13 protein-coding genes are annotated in these 16,069 nt (G+C 39.6%); 2 read left to right on the top strand and 11 right to left on the bottom strand.

Annotated elements, in window-relative coordinates:
* Position 1 precedes the first annotated feature (1 nt).
* Complete coding sequence (locus Q4534_RS00305; protein WP_303611164.1) at positions 2-1,669, top strand: hypothetical protein; 1,668 nt, start codon at positions 2-4, stop codon at positions 1,667-1,669.
* Here the strand turns inward: Q4534_RS00305 and Q4534_RS00300 are convergent.
* Complete coding sequence (locus Q4534_RS00300) at positions 1,636-2,916, bottom strand: glycosyltransferase family 2 protein (protein ID WP_303611163.1); 1,281 nt, start codon at positions 2,914-2,916, stop codon at positions 1,636-1,638. The two genes, Q4534_RS00305 and Q4534_RS00300, sit on opposite strands and share 34 nt — an antisense overlap.
* A 107-nt stretch (positions 2,917-3,023) precedes the next feature.
* Between Q4534_RS00300 and Q4534_RS00295 the strand changes: the two genes are divergently transcribed.
* On the top strand, positions 3,024-3,611 hold the full coding sequence (locus Q4534_RS00295; RefSeq protein ID WP_303611162.1) for a tRNA-(ms[2]io[6]A)-hydroxylase: 588 nt from the start codon (positions 3,024-3,026) through the stop codon (positions 3,609-3,611).
* Positions 3,612-3,626: 15 nt separating this feature from the next.
* On the opposite strand, the gene Q4534_RS00290 is transcribed toward Q4534_RS00295, so the two are convergent.
* The 10 genes from Q4534_RS00290 to Q4534_RS00245 all read right to left on the bottom strand — a co-directional run bounded on the left by Q4534_RS00290 (position 3,627) and on the right by Q4534_RS00245 (position 16,069).
* Positions 3,627-4,628: a 3-hydroxyacyl-CoA dehydrogenase family protein gene (locus Q4534_RS00290; RefSeq protein WP_303611161.1), complete on the bottom strand. Its 1,002-nt coding sequence runs from the start codon at positions 4,626-4,628 to the stop codon at positions 3,627-3,629.
* A gap of 64 nt (positions 4,629-4,692) precedes the next feature.
* Positions 4,693-5,769 (bottom strand): Gfo/Idh/MocA family protein, encoded by a 1,077-nt coding sequence (locus tag Q4534_RS00285; RefSeq protein WP_303611160.1) that lies wholly within the window; start codon positions 5,767-5,769, stop codon positions 4,693-4,695.
* A 71-nt stretch (positions 5,770-5,840) separates the two neighbouring features.
* Complete coding sequence (locus tag Q4534_RS00280; RefSeq protein ID WP_303611159.1) at positions 5,841-6,668, bottom strand: DUF1080 domain-containing protein; 828 nt, start codon at positions 6,666-6,668, stop codon at positions 5,841-5,843.
* A 34-nt stretch (positions 6,669-6,702) separates the two neighbouring features.
* The gene (locus tag Q4534_RS00275; RefSeq protein ID WP_303611158.1) at positions 6,703-9,816 is read right to left on the bottom strand and encodes a PVC-type heme-binding CxxCH protein; all 3,114 of its coding nucleotides are present in this window, start codon (positions 9,814-9,816) and stop codon (positions 6,703-6,705) included.
* A gap of 17 nt (positions 9,817-9,833) precedes the next feature.
* Positions 9,834-10,715, bottom strand: a complete 882-nt coding sequence (locus Q4534_RS00270) for a phytanoyl-CoA dioxygenase family protein (RefSeq protein ID WP_303611157.1) — start codon at positions 10,713-10,715, stop codon at positions 9,834-9,836.
* Between the two features lie 30 nt (positions 10,716-10,745).
* Positions 10,746-11,507, bottom strand: coding sequence for a DUF1080 domain-containing protein (locus tag Q4534_RS00265; RefSeq protein ID WP_303611156.1), 762 nt, complete (start codon positions 11,505-11,507; stop codon positions 10,746-10,748).
* Between the two features lie 26 nt (positions 11,508-11,533).
* Positions 11,534-12,832 (bottom strand): Gfo/Idh/MocA family protein, encoded by a 1,299-nt coding sequence (locus Q4534_RS00260; protein WP_303611155.1) that lies wholly within the window; start codon positions 12,830-12,832, stop codon positions 11,534-11,536.
* 610 nt (positions 12,833-13,442) lie between these two features.
* Positions 13,443-14,315 carry an SMP-30/gluconolactonase/LRE family protein gene (locus tag Q4534_RS00255; protein ID WP_303611154.1) on the bottom strand — a complete coding sequence of 291 codons (873 nt, stop codon included), beginning with the start codon at positions 14,313-14,315 and terminating at the stop codon, positions 13,443-13,445.
* Positions 14,316-14,370: 55 nt separating this feature from the next.
* Entirely contained in the window at positions 14,371-15,255 is an 885-nt protein-coding gene (locus Q4534_RS00250) for a sugar phosphate isomerase/epimerase (protein ID WP_303611153.1), read from the bottom strand.
* A gap of 22 nt (positions 15,256-15,277) precedes the next feature.
* Positions 15,278-16,069, bottom strand: coding sequence for an SDR family NAD(P)-dependent oxidoreductase (locus tag Q4534_RS00245; protein ID WP_303611152.1), 792 nt, complete (start codon positions 16,067-16,069; stop codon positions 15,278-15,280).

Here is a 16,069-nt window from a genome sequence, read left to right as displayed (position 1 = left end):
AATGCGCCAGCAATTAAAAACCCAAAGCCTCCGGAATATATGTTTTTTTACTACAAGTTTAATTTTCTTCTTAGGTTCATGTAGGGAACCCGCAACTAAAGTCAGTGAGGTAAGTGAAAATTTAGCCATTGAAAATGGTTATTTGGCGCATGAAGGCTATCGTAGAAGCATGCTTTTTGTGAATGCCTGGCTGCCTTATGCAGACAAAGAAAGTGGATTGATCCCTCGAAATCTTAGAGAAAGCATTGACATTTGGAATGCTAAAGACGCAGCAGCTGATAATTATCCATTTATGGTGCTTACTTCTGCGATCTTAGAACCTGCCTTATATAAAGGTAAAATGGCACAAATACTCCAAGCGGAAATAGAGCTAACCTCCAGACTTGATAGGCTACCGGACACCTATTCTTTTACAAAAAAAGACTTTGTTAGGGAAGAAATTGACAAGGATGAAATTATTTTTGGAGCCTCAGAGTACATTAAAGATGGTCTTTTGCCTTTAACGGAGTACATTGGGCACACTCCTTGGTCAGAAAGAATGATTGCATTAATTGATGATTTATGGAAAAATGCTTCTTATGAAACTCCATTTGGCAACATTCCATCATTAAACGTAGAGGTTAACGGTGAATTACTTCAGGCTTTATCCCGTGTATATTGGATGACCGGGGAAGAAAAGTACTTAAACTGGGCCAAACGCTTAGGTGATTACTATTTATTAGGAGATCAACATCCTACAGATGATGTTGAGGTACTACGACTCAGGGATCATGGATGTGAAATCGTATCAGGTCTATGCGAACTTTACATAGCGGTAGCCAATAGTGATCCGGAAAAAGCGGCTACTTACAAGCCCCATATTTACCGGATGTTAGATAGAATTCTGGAAGTTGGCATAAATGAAGACGGCCTATTTTACAACCAGATCAACCCACAAACCGGTGAAATTTTAGATGAAAGAATTGCAGATACTTGGGGTTATACCTACAATGCATACTATAGCGTATACCTGCAAGACCAGTACGAACCTTACCAAGAGGCGGTTATGAAAGCCATGAAAAATCTTCACAATTATACCCATTATGATTGGGAAGATGGAAGTGCAGACGGATATGCAGATGCCATCGAAAGTGCATTGAATCTTTACAATAGAGAAGCATTACCGGAGACCAAAGATTGGATTGATAGTGAAATTCAGCACATGTGGTCTTTACAGGATTCATCCTATAGAAAAGATACAGAAGCTTTTAGAAATACCGGAATAATTGAAGGCTGGCACGGAGATGGGAATTTTGCTAGAACCAGCATCATGTATTCATTATGGAAAAGTCAAGGGGTGACTGCCTCTCCATGGAAAGAAGAGCTATATCTAGGAGCAAGTCCTTTAGAGAATGGGATTTTAATAAGCATGGTAAGTGACGAGGATTGGGAAGGGAATATCAAATTCGATCACCCAAGGCATCAAAGTGTATTTAAATTACCTTTAGATCACCCCCGGATCAACCAACTCCCTGAATGGTTTACGGTAGATAAGGATCAAAAATACAGGGTCACTTTCTCAAAAGGAGAATCTAGTCAGACTTACAAAGGAAAGGAATTGATTGATGGCTTTGAATTAAAGTTAGAAAAAGGGCATCAGGTATCATTTGTTGTTAGTCCCCTAGAATAATCCCTAAAATCAAACTGTTGATATCTTTCTAGTAATTCGGTCAATGACAAGGGGGGGTAACTTTCTTCTAATTTCCTTAATAAGAAGTTGCAAGCCATGTCTATTGGGATTTCAGGATAGCTATTATCCCTCAAAAAATGCGTCATCTTAAGCACCATAAAACCATCCATCCATTGCCAAAAATTCTTGGCAAAAATATTTGCAGTTTTGGATTGGCTAATTATGTCTTTCAGCCTATTTTCAAACCCCTGTTCAAGAAGGAATTTGTGCAAATGATCAGGCAGTTCCTCTAGCCCTTCATCGGTATGATACAGGCTTGGGACAAGCTCAAAGAATTGCTTCAATGAAGCATAGGTTTCAGGATGGTAAGTATTTCTAACTTGAGCACCTGCATCCAAAAATTCCAATTGTGCTCTTCCTGTGCCGAATGGCACCCTGTCCGAAGATCGACAAGAGGGATAGACAAAGGCCGGGAGATAGGTAAATTGGCAGACAGGGAGAAGTTTATGCATAAAATAAAAATCCTCCCCTGCTTTTCTCCTATTCATTCCACCGGACTTCGCATAAGCAGAAGCCCTTACAGCCATACAGGAACCTACCGTATGCATTGCATTGGGATATCCGGCCCACTTTAAACCTTGAATATGATATCTCAAATGAAGTTCATATTGCACAATGCCATTTATAAGATTTTCATCTTTTTCCTGTAAGAATAGGTGTTTAAATTGGTAATGTGCAAGCTTGGTCAAAGGGTTTGAAAAAGCCTTTTCAGCTGCAATTAAATAATCTTTAGAAACTGTACAATCTGCATCTAAACATACAATTGGTCCATCCTTTTTTGCCAAAGTCCACCTTTGTAAAGCTTCATCCATCCCAATCTTTCTTGCCAATCCGGCACCGGCAAACTTTTTAGGAAGGTTTTCTTCTTGAATCAGCTTAAGACTGATTCTATTCTCGACCAATTGTTTTTCTCGGCTTCTTATTTGACTAATGGTATGCCTGTTCATTTCCAAAACATCTGAGGAAGCATTCTCGGGTGCATTGATGACAACAATTAATTCCACCATTCCTTTGGGTGCAATACATTGAGAAAGAGAGGATAAAGTGTATGAAATATCCGGCTCTTTGTAGGAAGGAATCACAATGATAAGCGAAAGTTCTTCAGCAGGTGATTCATCAAAATAAGGATCATTGACATTGAATCTATGTTTATAATTGGCTGAAATTTTAGCTATATCTTGAGACATTTTAGTAATATTTTAAATAGAAAAGCAATGGAACACCTGCCCAAAATTGAAAAAGAAATGGTACATTTACTTCTTTAAGCCTAAAAATAATTGTAAAATATTTCCACATGAAATACGCCATCGACCTTAAAGTACCATCCTCACAGGAGTGGCTAAATGCAGTAATGCAAGATTTCGATACTTTCTTACAAGATCATGCAGATTGTGAAAGAAAAGCCTCTGCAATGGCTACTTCATTGATTGCTAAATATCCGGATAGGGAAAAAATAATTCCGGAAATGATCGAGACAGCGATTGAAGAATTGGAGCATTTTCAGGAGGTTTTTGAGCTGATGCAAAGCAGAGGTGTTCCGCTAAATAAAGAAATGAAAGAGGACCTCTATATCAAACAACTGATGCCTTTAACCCACGGAGGCACCAATGAAAGCCGCTTTTTGTCAAGGTTATTAATGGGTTCTATTGTGGAATGTAGGGGATGCGAAAGGTTTAAAATGGTCTCTGAAGCGCATGAAGATCCTTCCTTAAAAAAGTTTTACAAAACCCTTTGGACCTCTGAGGCCAAGCATGGTAATATTTTTGTGGAATTGGCTTTGCAATATTTTGATGAGGATACAGTTTACAAAAGATTGCATGAAATGATGGAGTTTGAAGGAGAGGTTGTCAAAAACCTCCCCATAAAACCTGCCTTACATTAAAATCTCAGCTATTTACTATTGATCGTCATCCTGTTTTTCCTTCAGTTTTTGCTGTACAATATCTGCCGGATATTTTAAGGTAAGGTCTCTGATTTCAAAAGAAAAGTCGTTGTATAATTTTTGCCAGATCTCTTTTTCTTCTTCTGTGTATTCATAGAAACCCTTGCCATTGAAAATGCCTCTTCCACCTTCCTCTACAATTTTGTTCATGAGTTTACCAGGTGCATCCGCATTGTTAAGGGTGGGAAAAAGATCTTTCATAACCTTATGATAAGAAGCAATCCCTGTAAAATCCATCCAACGAAAGACTCCCATCATGGGAATAAAATATCCTGCTACATTTCGGCAAGCCCGATCCACATCTTCTACTGAAGCATAGTCTTCGTCTACTAAGTGCATGGCTTCACGGTACATGGCGTACATGAGCCTATTGGCAATAAATCCCGGTATGTCTTTTTTCAACAAAACGGTTTCTTTCTGCCAGAGTTCCCCCAAATCATAAAGGAACTGGGCCTTTTTCAAATCGCTTTTATCCCCACAAATAACTTCCAAGAAGCGGGTGGTAAAGGCTGGTTCCATCCAGTGTAAGCCAAAAAATCTTTCCGGATTACTCACGAAAACCTGTAGATCACTTATTGGAATTGCCGATGTATTGCTCGTAATAAAGGCGTCTTTGGCTACAATGGCATCTACTTTTTCAAAAACTTCCTTCTTTATATTGATGTCCTCCTTGATTGATTCCAACACCAAGCGGCTATCTTTCAATGCAGAAAGGTCTGAAGATATGGTAAGCTTTTTCAGGTAATCCTCAGGAGAACCATCCAAAAGTCCTTTTTCTGCGGCCAATTTAAAGTGCTTATTAATTCGTGTTTTAGCTCCTTCGAGCGCATCTTCTACCAACTCCACACCTGTTACTGGGTGCCCTGCTATTAGCATACAAACAGCAATGCTGCTCCCCATCATTCCTAATCCAATGATTCCTACAGGAAAGTCATTAGGGTCAAATTCACTCGACATATAAATATTTTAAGAGATAATTGGCCGACTATACGATAGCCGGCCCGAATTCAATGAAACAATTTTATAAATGTACAACTTTTCCTGTTCTTACAGATTCGTCGCAGGCAAAAGCTATCCTAAGGCTATTGACTGCATCTTCCATATGATCCGTTAAATCAATATCCTCTTTGATGGCCTTCAAAAAATACTCTTGTTCTCGTTTACATAAGCCATTGTGATCCGGCTCATCTGTCAAATCAATCCATTCATCTTCATGAGCAAATTTCTCGTTGGCATCCAACTCAGATCTATGGTATAAAAGTGATTCGGTTTTGGTATGTGCTTCAATACTATCTGATTTTCCGGATCCACCAGCTTCTTTAGCAACTATCGACACAGATCCTTTTGGACCAAAAACATCTTTTATAAAAAAGGCTGTTTCACTGACCATAGGTCCCCAACCTGCTTCATACCAACCAACGGATCCATCTTCAAATCGGATTTGAAGGTTTCCGTAATTATAATTTCCTTCAGGAATTTCTTCTGTTAATCTGGCCCCTATGGCATACACTTGTACCGGCTTAGAACGGGTCATTTGACACATTACATCAATATAATGCACACCACAATCTACTATAGGGCTAAGACTTTTCATAAGATTTCTATGCAAAGTCCACATTTTATCCTCACTCTGTTGATTCAGGTTCATTCGCATTACCAAAGGTTTGCCTAACTTTTGACTTACAGAGATAAAATTCTCCCATGAAGGATGATGCCTCAAGATATAACCTACCACAAGCTTTTTATTGTGTTTGGTGGCTGCATTCACAACTCTTCTGGCTCCTTCCACTGTATCAGCCAATGGCTTTTCAACAAACACATCACAACCACTTTCAATAGCTTTAATGGCAAAGGTCTCATGCGTATCAGGATAGGTAGATATACTTACAGCATCAGGTTTGGTTACTTCCATTGCTTTATAAAAATCATCATACAGGGCATATCCCCCTCCGAGTTTTTCATTCAATTCTTCCTTGGTTTTACCTCCGGATACAAGTCCTACAATTTCATATCCATCCAACTCATGGTATGCAAGGGCGTGAGAGGCTCCCATATTTCCACATCCAACTACTAATACTTTAACTGATTCTTGGCTCATGGTTTATATTTTTAATAATTAAAGATTAAACTTATTGAATACATGCAATTGATAAAAATAATTCTTCGGGTTTATTTAATCAAAGGGTAAAGCGTTATTTCTTTAAATGCTATGGTTGCCCCTTCAGATTGTACCTGTATTCTTCCAAATTCAGGTTCTACTTTGGTGGCAAAGTTGACAAGCTTACCATTTAAAAAGACAGCGATATTACCTTCCCAGGTTTGAATTTCTAAATCATTCCATTTACCCACTTTCTTCTCCACTTCTTTTTTTCCTCTAAAGCCAATGGTGTCCGCCCATTTTGGTGACCTACCATACCAGTTGATCCTACCTCTGTTGATCCGTTTCAAATCTCCACCGGGCTTATATAGGTGTGAACTTCCCTGCAATTCCTCTGCTACCGGTGCGCTTAGGCCAAAAGTCTCCGTACCATCTCCGACCACTAAGAAATCTCCTGTACCACCTTCGATGATTTGCACTTCAATACCATGCATCCAAATTCCATTGTATCCACCATCTTTACCTTTGGAATGAATTAGAAACCCACTATCTCTAGCTTTGGTTTTTCGATCCCCATAAGTCTCTCCTTCCCAACGAAAAGAAGTTTTTAATATATAATTATCATAGGGATTTATGGTAGTAATACAGCCCCATTCTTCACCACTTATGGTCAGTATGCCATCATTCACTTGAAACACATTTTTAGGATCTTCATCCCTTCCTCTATCTTTAATAAAGGTATACCAGTGATCCAAATCATTGCCATCAAACAAGGCAATTGCTTCCCCCTTTTCCCAGCTATCGGGAAGGTCTATCGGGAAACTTTGGGCTAGGGCAGAAAAATTCACCAAACTAAGGGCAAAAAACAATACTAAACAAATACTTGGCTTTCTAAGCATAATTGCATTTTTACATTGGTTTATAATAATTTAACTAGTTATCTCTGGTAAAAATTCCATCAGGTAAGGATTGAAGGTAATGCATTAAGTCACTGATTTCTTGATTGTTCAGATTGCTTAATAAACCGGCCGGCATCAAAGATTGTTGGGCCTCCTCCAATGCTACTATATCCTTTTCATCAACAGTTATTAAACTGCCCGGACCAATGGCCAGCTCATACCTCCCATTTTCAAAACGCTTAACAATCCCCAAGTATTTCTGAGACTTTGTTTGCAAAGCAACCGTTTCATATTCTCGAGCGAAACTAGCCCCAGGAAAAAGCATGGCCTCCAATATATCATGTTGGGAACGAATCTCACCAATATTCGTGAGGTCCGGCCCAAAGGTCTCTCCTTTTCCAGATACAGCATGACAAGTACTGCAAGCTCCTACTCCATAAAATATAGCCCTGCCCCTGTCTACATCTCCTTTTACCAAGCCTGAAGCCATCTCTTCTAATTGGATTAATCGCCCCTCTTGTCTCGTTTCAAGACTGTCCAACAAGGTCTTTCCGGCATTACTTTTTTCGAAAATTAGCGCCAACCGATCGGTGGATAAATTAGCCCAAACTTCTTGACGATTCAATAATTTTTCTTCCAATTTGACTAAAATACTGACATCTTCAACAGTATCAAATAATTCAAGTAAATAAGACACATCACCATTCGAAGATTTAGGAAAAATCTCCTGTAAAAGCCAGGATAAATCCTGTGAATTTAAATTTAAATTTCTTAGAATACTTAAAGCTTCTCCATGAAGTGGCTGCCTCCCTTCCAATAGTAGTTGCTTAGCAACCCATTTAAAATCATTTGTGGACAAGGACTCCCCAAGGCTTACTAAACCTTTATAAGCAGCCAATTTTAAAGAGGCATCATCCATGATCTCAGACAATATTTCATTAAGGGGGGCAATAAATGCTTTTTCTTTTAATTGGACAGCCAAATTAATCACCGCTTTTTGGATACCCTTTTCGGGACTATTTAGCAAAAGGAATAAACTGGTTTTGAGCTCGGACAAAAGTTCTTTAGGAGGATTATTCTCCAATAAATGCAAAACCTGCAATTTCTCTTCTGTGGTTTTTTTAGCATTGCCCAAAACATTGGCTAAGTATTTTTGAACGGAAATTGCATCAATAAAAGTGGGTAATATGCTTGTTAATTCACTAATCCGACCTTTGCCCTCAGTGAAATAGTAATCCAGGTAATCGGTAAAGGCAACTTCCCATTCGGGATGATTTTTAAGCACCCAAAGGGCGGTTCCTCTAACTGTATTATCGGATTTATTCAAATAGTTTCGAATCAAGTCTTCACTTAATAATGTACTTTGTTTTTGATCCAAGGCAATTAAGGCTGCTTTGTTAAAGTTGCCATTCTGCAACTCCTCCAAAAGCAATTCTTCATTCTCCATTTGAATCAAAGCAAAAATTACTGCATGGGACAAAAACCTATCCGTGCCATGAGTCTTCATTACATTCAGTAGAGGGTTAGTTGCCTCAGGATCCCCAATTTGACCTAGAGCAACGGCTACTTGTCTTGCCAATGCCGGGTTGGATTGATTATCCAATAATTGAATCAATTCCTCTTTAGCAGAAATTACCTCAGCCATGCCTACAACTCTTGCTGTTGCAATTTTCACTTGATCACTTGGATCTTTTAATCCCTTGACGAGTTGATTCCAAGCCCTAGGGTTTTGGGTCCTAAATAAAAGAAAGACCGACTTTGTCCGAATGGCTTCATCCGGGTGTGTTTCCAGTAGATCAACCAAATAAGGTATGGCAACAAGGGGTTGTTTCAACAGGTATTCCCCAGCCCTATCGGAGACCTTCCAGCGAGGATCTTCCAAAAGCCCCACCAATTCCGGAACAGATAAGGATTCCCAAGCTATTTTATTTCCCCATGGATCTTTACCCGACTTGTTCTTCTTTTTACGAATCCTAAATATTCCACCGGACACTTCAGGCTTGGCAGTTCTACTTAAAGGACAACCGGAAATAAACCAACCACCGGTATTTACTACCAATAGATTACCTCCCGGTTCTTGAAGGACATCAGTAGGATGAAAATCAGCAAGACTAGAGGTCATAAAATGTTCACTACTGGCTTTATAGCTTGCTCCCGAAGGAGAAAGCACTGTTTTCACTATTCTGCCGGTATTGAATTCAGCATGAAATAAATTACCTTCAAAAGCGTCTCCCCATTTGTTCCCCTCATAACGCATTAAACCTGAAGGAGAAACCCTAGCCATTTTATGCATAACCGGCATTAAACTACCCGTACGAACCAAGTTATCTTCACCAATCACTGCATTTGGTTTTGGGTATACTCCATCTTCCACCCAATGCATAAGTGCATCCCTGTATCCACCCTGAGGATCGGTAAAATAGGTCATGGTCCCCAAAACATCACCCGAGGGAGTAAAAGCCAACTCTATGGAGTTATCAAAACCACCCCCGGCAAAGCTCTGTAATTGAGTCCCATTGGGTAAACAACGCCATATTCTTGCACCTTTTCCTTTAAAGTTGACAAACTCCTTGCTTTGGATATCAAAGCCTCTTCTGGCATCTGCCATATATAACCAACCATCCGGTCCCATAAATGGTCCACTTAAAATGGCCGCATTGTGATTCAATGTCCATCCGGTTAGCAATACTTCCTTTTCGTCGGCAACGCCGTCTCCATCATTATCCGTAAACTTGATCAAATCCGGAGAAGCTGTAACGATTAAACTCCCCTCAACAAATGCCCCTCCCATCGGAAATGGCAAATTGTCAACGTAAACGGTTTTCTGATCAAAAATTCCATCTAGATTTGAATCTGTCAATAATAAAATTTGAAAATTCGGTTCCTCTAGAATTTCTTCCGTACCTTCTGTATGGCCACTCGATTCCATTACGAACAACCTACCTTGATCATCCAATACCCCAAACATGGGGTATTGAACAAGGCCGGGCATAACAGCCTCTTCGATCACGAAGCCTTCAGGAACTTCTATACCGGGAACTGGCTTTGAAGCACTTTCCCAAATATCCAAAGTTGACAAAGTGACTAAGGTTGCAACAAAGGCAAACAAGGCGATCCAAATTTTGTTCTTATTTGTAACTTTTTGCATCTATCTGGAATTCATCATTAATGCTTATTTCTATCGATAAGCTTGGGGAAAAATTGACCTTCCAATTTTTCACCGGGAGAAAATACAGGCACTCCTTTTAAAAGCTCTTTGTCTGTATTTGATTTGGTTCCATCGGCAAATACATTGAGCACAAAGGCCCTTCTAGACCTCTCCGATTTGTTTTCATAGGAGCCATGCACCATTAAAGGATGATGGAAAGTCCCATAACCTCTTTCCATTTCTATAGGAACAGGTTTGAATTCTTTTTTCTGCTCTTCTGTAAGGTATTCCATTAGCCCTTCCATATCTCCTGCCAATTCCGGTTTATCCAATAATCCCCAATTGTGACTTTTAGGAACATAATAGAGACAACCATTGTCAACATCTACGTCATCCAAGCCCACCCAACAGGTCAAGTGTTGCATGGGCACAGATCTGGTCCAATAAGAATAATCCTGGTGCCATGCCACTACTCCACCATGTTTGGCAGGCTTACAAAACAGTTGGTCATGCCAAAAGCGTACGGATTTATTCCCCAATAATTGGCTAGCGGCCATAACAAAGGCAGGATTCCATAAAATATCATGAAACCCTTCTTTAACTCTCCAATGTCCCAATGAATGAAATAAAACGGTATCCGGATTGGCTGATTCATTAGAAACAAATTCGTAAAATAAGTCCATTCCCGGTTGATTGGGATCGGTGATACTTTCCAATTCTTTGTTGAGGCGTGCTACCTGCCAGTGTTCCAATAACTTTATATTGGGTAAGTAGCCATTCTCATCAAAAAAGGCAATTTGTTCCGCTGTTAATTTATACTTATCCCATTCTTTTTCACTTTTTGGCCATTCAAAAAGGTCTGAAATCAGTTCATGAACTTTTGATAAATCACTTATCATTGGTACTATAATTTAATTTTAATGATGTGTTTATGGGTTGGTCAGTAGTGGAGCGATCTGCTCTGCTGAGGTCACCCCGGGAGGTAATTCGGTTACGGTCAGGTTTCGAAAATGAATAGGAGCTCCTTCAGATTCAAGACAGATATATCCCTTTTTTTGTGTGGCTTTACTAATCCCATTTACAAATTTTCCATTAACAGAAAGTTTAACTACACCATCCACTGCTACGACCACATACGTATTCCACTGACCTTTACCTAAACAACGGTTTTCAATAGATTTACTTCGTGTTCCTCTTGGGGTGTCCGGTACCGTTTCTACACCGCCAACGCCGAATAATTCACCATGAACATAAGCTATGGGAGGTAACTCCCCTTTTTCATTTTTATGTTGGTTTACCCAGTCCAGTTCAAGCATCTGAACTTCCAAGCCGTTGGGAAGATCATTTGGCCCTGGAGTAGCATCTGACCAAACAAAGGTCCCGGAATTGCCACCATCTGACATGTGTTTCCATTCCACGTACATGATGAAGTTTTCGTATTGATTTTCCGAACGGATCACCCCAATTGGTAATCCCTCGCAAATCAGTTCATCTCCCTCAAAACGCCAGGTATCCTTGCCTGTATTTACATCAATCCAATTGATGGCTTTTCCTTTGTCTTTTTTACCCTGAATTAAGGCACTCAGGTCTTGTTGTACTCCAAACTTAAACAGCTTTTCTTGGGCCATCGCAGGTTCCAAGAAGAAACACATAATGAGAAGAATGGAGAAAATTTTATAAATTGTCTTCATTAGTTGAATTTTATAATGGTAAGGTTTTAGACAGCTTTGGTGATTCCGGGAATGGCTACTTGAGGTACATCTACTACCAAATCCCATCGGTAATCAGCTGCCGCAGGTCCAAGCTTGACTTCACTCTTCATTGCTTCTTCCCAAGTAATTGTTTGGCCACTGTAACCTGCCATTCTACCAATGATGGCAAGCATGGTACTATTGGCCATCAATTCTCCTTCATTCATTGCTTCACCAGACCTGATAGAAGCAAAAAGCTCTTCGTGTTGGGTTTCATAAGGATTGTTTGATGGACCATCATAATCCCAACGTTCAATTCCCATAGTGGCATGAACCCTTTTACCCACATCAATTGTGGCAAAACCTTCAGTCCCTGTAATATTTACTTTATTGGTATTGGAACAACCTTTTTGCTGTCTGCTAAAATGCACACCCTTTAGGTTATTTTCATATTCGTACTCCACAGCAAAGTGATCATAAATATTCCCCCACTTCTCCTCGGTTCTGGCCTGTCTACCTCCGGTTGCAGTAACTTGAATTGGCAAACGATCACCAAATGCCCAAGACATTAAGTCCAAACTATGAACCATCATCTCTACAATATAATCTCCGGATAACCAGTCGTAATAATACCAGTTTCTCAGTTGATATTCCATTTCTGTCCAACTGTCTTGGCGTTCTTTGTACCAAAGTCCACCACCATTTCTTGCAGTGAAAACATCAGTAATTTCCCCAATTTCTCCTCCCTTAATTCTTTCAAAAATAGCTCTTTTAGGGAAATCATACCTGAAGGTGAAACCTGAAACCACAGACAAGCCCTTTTCTTTGGCCAGCCTAGCCGACTCCAAAACGCTTCTTACACCCGGCGCATCAACTGCCACCGGTTTTTCACAAAAAACATGTTTACCGGCTTCTACAGCAGCTTTAAAGTGGGAAGGCCTAAATGCTGGAGGAGTAGTTAAAATAACAACATCCACTCCCGAATCAAGCACTTGCTGGATGGCATCGAAACCAATAAATTTATGTGCCTCGTCCACTTTCACCTGTTCCGGATTAATCTTTTTAAGAGACTGGTATGACTCCTCTAAGTAATCTGAAAAAATATCTCCCATGGCAGTAAGCTCCGCATCTTTATCTGCCTTTAAAGCTTGGGCTGCGGCTCCTGTTCCTCTTCCACCACATCCAATAAGCCCTACCTTAAGCTTAGCCCTCTGGCCGGCAAATCCTTCCCTGATATTGAATCCAAATGGCAATACAGTTCCTGCTACCAGTGCTGTACCTGTAGATTTTAAAAATGATCGTCGATTCTTATTATTTTGCTCCATAGTGTGTAACTGTTTTGAGACCGATAGGTCCTATAGAATAATGAATATTGCGTAAAATACAATATGTCTCATCAACTTCAAACAATTTTTATATCAAAAGGTATGGCATTTGATAAATAAATATTTGTACTTGTTTGGTTTGGGTAAAAAATAATATTTTTATATCAATTGACAATAGGCCTTCTATAACCTATCAATACAAAGATTCTTAAACCTTCTCTTCTATTTTACCTCGCCCTTCAACGTACTGATCTTTTTTTCAACCAATCTTTATTGTATGGCCATCTATACAACTATTGCAAAAATTTATTAAACCTAAACCCTTTCCGATAAGCTAGACTACAATTGCTAAATCCATTGGAAAACAAACCAATTTATTTACAAAAGAGGGCCAATATCATTAGATGGCTGATATTGTAGGGAGAATTAATGTACTAAATGCTTTACTATTTTTTGTAATAAAATGAAGGGTCAAATGTATAAATCTCTTACCCCTATTTTGTTAAGAATTTATGGTTAGGAAAGATGGTATAACGGCTTTGAAAATAAGCAAAAAAAATGATCAAGAGAAGTTCCCTTGATCACCTTTATTAATTATTTGGTTTTGAATTTAAAACTGAACACCAAAAACTTTGGCACCACTAACAGGCATATCGCAAGTAAAAACGCCTCCACTTAAAGGATACTTTTCCAACATTTCAGGGCTCATATTTTCCTGAGCTGTCGTAATCAATAATTGTTTTCCATCCCTTCCACCAAAGGCACAAGAAGTAACATGGGGCGCAGGAACCTCAATTTTATCCAGTTGCTCCCCGGTCTCAGGGTCCCACTGATATACACCAAACCCACCGTAATGCGCTACCCAAAGTTTTCCATTTTGGTCCATACACATTCCATCAGGCGTACCAAGTGCCTCAGGAACATTTACAACTACTTTTTTAAACTCAATTTCCCCGGTGCTAGCTTCATAAGCAAAGGCCTTTATTTCCCTTGTTGGGCTGTCTATAAAATACATGGTCTTGTGATCCAATGACCAACAAATCCCATTAGAAATAGACACATTATCCACTTTCTTCTTTACAGAAAGATCCTTTTCTACACAATATAAAGCTCCGGCGTGATCTGTAAATTTTGTACTCATGGTCCCTAGCCAAAGTCTTCCTTGACTGTCACAAGCTCCGTCATTACACCGATTTTCAGGCTTATCATTTTCAATATCGCAAAGCCAGTCAAATTTTTCAGTATTGGGATCAAAAACAGCTAGTCTTGCATCCAAGGCCAAGATAAAGTTACCTTTATCATCAGGAACCACTAAACTTAGTCTATGGGGAAAAGACCATTTCTTAACCCCCGATTCCTCAGGTATCAGTTGGTATAAATGTCCTTTTTCTATATCCACCCAAAGGTAACAACCGGGATCCTCCAACCACGTAGGACTCTCAGCCAAAACACATTGTGCGTTCAATAATAATTTTGCTTCCAAATCTCAAAGGTTTCAATCCGTGCAAAAAAATTGCACGGATTATTCAAGTAATTTATTAAGGCCAGTAAACAGCAATTTTCTTTTGTAAAAAAGCTACGCTTCTTTCCAATTGGTCCATCCCATCTACACCATCTTCAATACTTATCCAACTGTCGAACCCTACGCTTTTCAATTCAGAAAAAATGGCATCATAATCATTCAGCCCTTTTCCAATTTCACCATGGCTCAATCTCTTGGCATAACCTACTGCTCCATCTTCTTCTTTTCTTAAATCTTCGATGGTTCCTGTTTTTAAATAGCGGTCACTCGCATGCATGGTAACCACCCTTTTAGAAACCCTTTTCAATAATTCAAGAGGATCTTCTCCTGCTAGAAAGGTATTACTAGGATCATAATTTACACCAAAATTTGGATGATCTATGCTGTCTACTAACTTACAAAATACGTCCATTTGCTGCGCAAATTCAGGGTATTCCCAAAAATCATCTTTATAATGATTTTCAAGAATCAAGGTAATTCCCCTCTCTTGAGCATAGGGAATACATGCCATGATTGAATCTGCAGCCAACTTGACACCTTCATCTAATGTTAATTCAGGTCTTTTTTGTCCGGACAATACTCTACAATAGGAACCTCCCAAAATGTGAGTCATGTCTATCCAATGTTTTTGTTTTGCAATTTCTTTTTCACGAAAAGATTTGTCAGGATGTGTAAAATCCGGTGAACAACACATCATGGGAATAACTTTCCCTGTATCCTCCACCATTTTCCTATAGGTAGGCCACTTGGACTCGTCTTCCATATCCAGAAAACCTGCGTACCACTCAAGCCCCTCTACTTCCAATGTAGAGGCCAACTGGATCCACTCTTCAAGTTTCATTGTTCCATCTTTGCAGAGTGCCTGCATAAAGGCTTTTGGAAATGCTGCTAATTTAGGCATATTTATAACTGTAATATTTGAATTAATTAATTGTACTTGTGTCTTTGGGAGCATTTCTCCCTATTAAAGGGTACTGCTCCAATTCCATTACTTGTCCACTTACAGGACCGGACTCATCTGATAGCCAGAAAATAGCTGCAGCAGCTATTTCTTCAGGAGCTATAATTCTTCCGGCAGGAGCATACATTTTCGGCAAGTCTTCAAACCACTTGTCAGAAAGCCCATGTTCCTTTTTTCTTTGTTTTTCAGTTTCAGTCAATACCCAGCCCGGGTTGATTTGATTGACTCTTACTCCATGGTCACGGAAGAGACTGTCACCCAGATTTCTGGTCATGGTCATCAGTCCACCTTTGGAAATACTGTAAGCGAGCAAATTCGGCTCCCCACTCCAGGCATTCACTGAACCGATGTTCAATACATTCCCTCTATTGGCTTCCATTTGCTTTAATGCTGCTTTGATTAAAAGCAAGGGTGCTATGGTATTGATGGACAATACTTTTTCCAAAAACGGCCTGTCCACAGCTTGCAAATCAGATGAAACTACCCACGCGGCATTATTAACTAAAGCATCTAATTTGCCGAAAGTGCTTACAGCCAAATCAACCAACCTTTCAGCACATCCCTCCTTTTGTAAATCTTCAATATGAAGTACCGCCTTATCAGGTCCAATGGTTTTCACAACTTCTTGCCCCCAATCTTCTTCTAAGCCATGAATGACCAATTTGGCTCCCTCCTTGGCACATTTCAATGCTATGGCTTTCCCAATACCGGTAGTGCTTCCGGTAACGATAATTACTTTATCTCTTAGGCGCAT

The sequence above is a fragment of the Cyclobacterium sp. 1_MG-2023 genome (assembly GCF_030546805.1).
Lineage (GTDB): Bacteria > Bacteroidota > Bacteroidia > Cytophagales > Cyclobacteriaceae > Cyclobacterium.
Note: the sequence above shows the minus strand (reverse complement) of the source record. Positions and strands in the feature narration are given on the sequence as shown.

Coding starts and splice junctions, on each gene's coding strand:
- Q4534_RS00305 (WP_303611164.1), top strand. CDS start 2: ATGCGCCAGCAATTAAAAACCCAAAGCCTCCGGAATATATGTTTTTTT.
- Q4534_RS00300 (WP_303611163.1), bottom strand. CDS start 2,916: ATGTCTCAAGATATAGCTAAAATTTCAGCCAATTATAAACATAGATTC.
- Q4534_RS00295 (WP_303611162.1), top strand. CDS start 3,024: ATGAAATACGCCATCGACCTTAAAGTACCATCCTCACAGGAGTGGCTA.
- Q4534_RS00290 (WP_303611161.1), bottom strand. CDS start 4,628: ATGTCGAGTGAATTTGACCCTAATGACTTTCCTGTAGGAATCATTGGA.
- Q4534_RS00285 (WP_303611160.1), bottom strand. CDS start 5,769: ATGAGCCAAGAATCAGTTAAAGTATTAGTAGTTGGATGTGGAAATATG.
- Q4534_RS00280 (WP_303611159.1), bottom strand. CDS start 6,668: ATGCTTAGAAAGCCAAGTATTTGTTTAGTATTGTTTTTTGCCCTTAGT.
- Q4534_RS00275 (WP_303611158.1), bottom strand. CDS start 9,816: ATGCAAAAAGTTACAAATAAGAACAAAATTTGGATCGCCTTGTTTGCC.
- Q4534_RS00270 (WP_303611157.1), bottom strand. CDS start 10,715: ATGATAAGTGATTTATCAAAAGTTCATGAACTGATTTCAGACCTTTTT.
- Q4534_RS00265 (WP_303611156.1), bottom strand. CDS start 11,507: ATGAAGACAATTTATAAAATTTTCTCCATTCTTCTCATTATGTGTTTC.
- Q4534_RS00260 (WP_303611155.1), bottom strand. CDS start 12,832: ATGGAGCAAAATAATAAGAATCGACGATCATTTTTAAAATCTACAGGT.
- Q4534_RS00250 (WP_303611153.1), bottom strand. CDS start 15,255: ATGCCTAAATTAGCAGCATTTCCAAAAGCCTTTATGCAGGCACTCTGC.
- Q4534_RS00245 (WP_303611152.1), bottom strand. CDS start 16,069: ATGCGCCTAAGAGATAAAGTAATTATCGTTACCGGAAGCACTACCGGT.